The sequence below is a fragment of the Streptomyces sp. NPDC002265 genome, assembly GCF_040296125.1.
In the GTDB taxonomy this organism is placed as follows: domain Bacteria; phylum Actinomycetota; class Actinomycetes; order Streptomycetales; family Streptomycetaceae; genus Streptomyces.
In genome coordinates this window covers 1-4,015 of sequence record NZ_JBEOWS010000558.1, presented here as the reverse complement: position 1 = coordinate 4,015, position 4,015 = coordinate 1, and the positions used below count along the sequence as shown (strand labels likewise).

Sequence of the window (4,015 nt, the reverse complement as noted above, 5' to 3'; positions counted from 1 at the left end):
TGCGTGATCCCGAGCGTGTGATGCCGCGCGATCTGCGGCCGCATGAGTGCCGACAAGGGCCCTGCGCGGCAGTCGCGGGCGAGCCTCGATCCCGGTGGCGCAGCCGCCGCCCGGCGATGAAGCAACTGGTCGGGAACCGGCGGCCGATCAGCGGTGGGGCGCGTTCCGGCGTCCACCCCCGATCCTCCCCGCCGTGTGCAGTCGGATCTGCTGCCACTCACGCAAGCGCCCCCTCCTGACGGCGGGTTACCGCCCCGTGCACGAAGGCCACGCTGGGGGCGACGAGTTGCGAATCCCGGCGTGACCTCGGCGGTCACGCGTCTGCCCGGAATGTGCGAGGCACCTCGGCAGACCTTGACAGCCTGGGGTGGTCCTTCCGGAATGTCGTTCTTCGGTCCAGGCCGAATCAGGTCGAGATCGCGGCGTTCGCAGGTGAGAGTGATCGAACAGTCAGTAGGAGTCGACGGTGCACGGGTACCTGAGCAGCCACGAGTTGGAAGCGTTGCTTCAGATCTTTGACTTCCTCTCCCGCCCAAAGGTGGGGGATTCCAGCGGTCCCCCTGAGTTTCCTGCTTCACCGACGACTGCCCCGTCCGGGAGGGTTTCCGTTGAGGTCTGACACCGTCTCCACGGGCGGATGCAGCCAGTCCGGCGGCCGGGATGTCATGCGCCGCGTTCACGTCGCGGTCGTCCGTCACGCCGCAGTCGCACGTCCAGGCGTGGACGTCCAGCGACTGATTCCCGCGGACCGTTCCGCAGCTCCCGCGCAGCTTCGAGCTGGGGAACCAGCGGTCGAGCACGAGGAGTTCACGCCCGCACCAGGCGCACTGGTACTCCGGCACGGAACGCAGTCGCGTCCACGAGGGGTCGGAGGCGGTGCGGGCGAGGCGGTTGCTCTTCAGCAGGTTGCGGACGGTGAGGTCCTCGACAACGACCGCTTGTTTCGCACGGAGGAGTCGGGTCGGCCGTGTGTGCAGGATGTACCTGCGCCCGCCGGCGATCCGGGCATGCACGCGCGCGACCTTGCGGCGGGCCTCGTCCCGGTTCGCGTAGCCCGTCGCCTTGCGGGACAGCTCCCGACGCGCCTTCACGAGACGGGCCCGGTCACGGCGCTCATGCCGGAGGTTGGCGATATTCTCCCAGGCGGACAGCGCCATCGGCGATGTGACCCCCACATCGATCCCGACAGCCGCCGCAGTGGCGGGGACCGGGGCGGCGGTGTCCTCAAACGGCAGGGAGTCGAACCAGCGGACCGCGCTGTCTTGGGACACGGTCACCGCGCTCGGCTCCGCACGCTCTGGAAGCGGTCGCGGCCAACGGATGTCCAAAGGGTCCGTCAACTTCGCCGCAGTCTGACGCTCGGCGTGCCGTGTGAAGGCGGAGAGGGCCTACTCCGCGCTCGTGCGGGACTTCTTCCGGCTCCACCCGGTCAATGCGGCGGGCGACTGCGCGCCGGGCATCCGGCGCTGCTCGTTGTACCAGGCCCGCGTGCGCTCCTGAAGCGCCTTGTTGTACGCGAGGCGGACACGACCGACCGTACAACACAGCTCAGCCGCCTGCTCGTCCGTGGCGCAGAAGCGGTACTCGAACACCCGGTTGACCAGCTGCACCATGCCTCCCGCCCTCTCGACATCCACACGGTGCACGGGTGTCGGCCGGTCGACGGCGAACGTCGGACCGCCGTGACAGCGATCCGGCTTCTTCTGCCCTGCTCCGAAGGAGTCCGTTTCTCCCGTGCAAACGGGAGATACCTCCACCCTGGTCTGAAGGTCGGGGTATCCACGAAGGCAACCCGATGACTGCACCGGCGACATCCCCGGTATGCCGCCGCCCCCGTTTCGTCGGGCGCGACGCCGAACTGAGGCGTGTGACGGACACCCTGCGTCAGTTGCCCGCACTTGTGCTGGTGGAGGGCGAGGCAGGCATCGGCAAGAGCCGCTTGGTGCAGGAGGCCTTGGCCGCGGTCGCCCCCGGAGGTCCACGCACGCTGGTGGCGGTGTGCCCGCCGTTCCGCGAGGCGCTGACCCTCGGCCCGATCGTCGACGCCGCCCGGCAGGCCGCACCGAGTGGCGCCGATGTCGCGGCCCTCGGACTGTCGGCGTTGGCCGGTTCGCTGCGGCCGCTGTTCCCGGAATGGGCGGACGACCTGCCGTCCGCGCCGGAGCCGCCGGCCGATGCCGGCGCCGCCCGGCATCGGCTGATCCGGGCCCTCGCCGAACTTCTGGACCGTCTCGGAATCGACGTCCTGGTCGTCGAGGACGTGCACTGGGCGGACGAGGCGACGCTGGAGTTCCTGCTGTTCCTGGCCTCCCGGCAGCCGTTCCCGCTCACCTTGGTGTTGACCTGCCGTCCCGAGGAGGTGGCAGCCGATTCCCTGCTGTTGCGGCTGTCCTCCCGGGTGCCGACGAGTGCGGGGATCGCTCACGCACGTGTCGGCCTGACCGGACTCGCTGTGCCGGACACCGCGGAGCTCGTGTCATCGATGCTGGACGACGAACACGTCTCCACCGAGTTCGCCACATTCCTTCACGACCGTACCGAGGGCGTGCCCCTCGCGCTGGAGGAGTGCGTCCGGCTGCTGCGCGACCGGGCCGACCTCGTCCGGCGGGACGGCGAATGGATGCGGCGCACACTCGACGAGATCGCCGTGCCGCCGACGATCCGGGACGCGGTCACCGAGCGGGTGGCCCGGCTCGGGGCCGACGCCCGGCGGGTGCTGCTGGCGGCCGCCGTCCTGAGCGATCCGGCGGACGAGAAGACACTGGGGACGGTTGCCGGGCTGACCGGGTTGGGGGGTGGCCAGGAGACGCACCTCGTGGGCCGGACGGGCCGTCCGGCGGATTCCGCGATCGCGCCGGCCTGGGGGTTTGCCGTCGGCGTGGTCGAATCCGCCGTGTCCGAGGCGGTACGCAGCGGCCTGCTGGTCGAGGACGGATCCGGTTCGGGCCGCATCGCCTTCCGGCATGCGCTCGCTGCTCGGACGGTGTACGACCGGGCGTCGGCGTCCGAACGGCGCGCCGCCCACAGCCGCGCCGCCGCGCTGCTGGAGAGCGCCCGGCCCCGCCCTGTCGGCCGGCTCGCCCATCACTTCCGTCAGGCCGGCGAAACCATGCGGTGGTGTGTGTACGCCGAGCAGGCAGCGGACATAGCCCTCGCGTCCGGTGACCACGTCACCGCCCTCACCGTTCTGCACGAACTGATCGACGAACCGGGGCTGCCCGCGGAAGCGGTCGCCCCATGGGTGCGGAAGATGCCGTTCCAGGCGTTCACCGGCTACACCCGGCGTGCGGATGTCCTCGCCACGTTGCACGCCGTCCTCGAAACGGACCGGCTCAGCGCGCGTGACCGCGCCGAAGTGCGCGGCCAGCTCGCTCAGATCCTCATCCAACTCGGTGAGTACGCGGCTGCGGCAGCGGAGTTGGATCTGGCGATACCCGACCTCGCCGACGGGACGTACGCCGGCGCATGGGCGATGACCGCGCTCGGATATCCGGTGCTGAGCGGAACGTGGCCGGCCGAGACCCATCTGGGCTGGTTGGAGCGGGCCGAACAGTTCGTGGCCGGTGCGGCGCTCTCCCCGCATGAGCGGATGTCCTTGCTGGTCAACCGTACGACCGCACTGTTGGAACTCGGCGAGGACTCGGGCTGGGCGCGTGCCGAGGAACTGGGCGATGACGAGTCGACACCGCAACTGGCGCTCCAGCGCGGCCGAGCCGATCTGAACATCGGCGATGCGGCGATCCGGTGGGGACGGTACGCGGAGGCCCGGCGGCGGCTGACGAGCGCCGTCGACGTCGCAGGGCGACACGGGTACGAGCTGCTCGCGGACCTGGCAGGGGTGACGCTCCTGCACCTCGACTACCAGACCGGAGCATGGCAGGGCCTGGCCGAGCGGGCCGGACGGTGGTCGGACGTGAGCGAAGAGCCCCTGTGCCGGTTGCAGGCCCTGCTGGTGGTGGCTCAGGCCCGGCACCTATCGCGAGAGCGTCCGCATCACGAAGTCCCACCTCGTCCT

1 protein-coding gene and 1 pseudogene are annotated in these 4,015 nt (G+C 70.3%); one reads left to right on the top strand and one right to left on the bottom strand.

Features of this window, described 5'->3' with window-relative positions:
• Positions 1-535 precede the first annotated feature (535 nt).
• A pseudogene (locus tag ABT085_RS44695) lies at positions 536-1,613 on the bottom strand (RNA-guided endonuclease InsQ/TnpB family protein); the annotation flags it as partial.
• A 182-nt stretch (positions 1,614-1,795) separates the two neighbouring features.
• On the opposite strand from ABT085_RS44695, the gene ABT085_RS44690 reads away from it, so the two are divergent.
• Positions 1,796-4,015: ATP-binding protein (locus ABT085_RS44690; RefSeq protein ID WP_351622489.1), on the top strand; the 2,220-nt coding region annotated here is incomplete at its 3' end.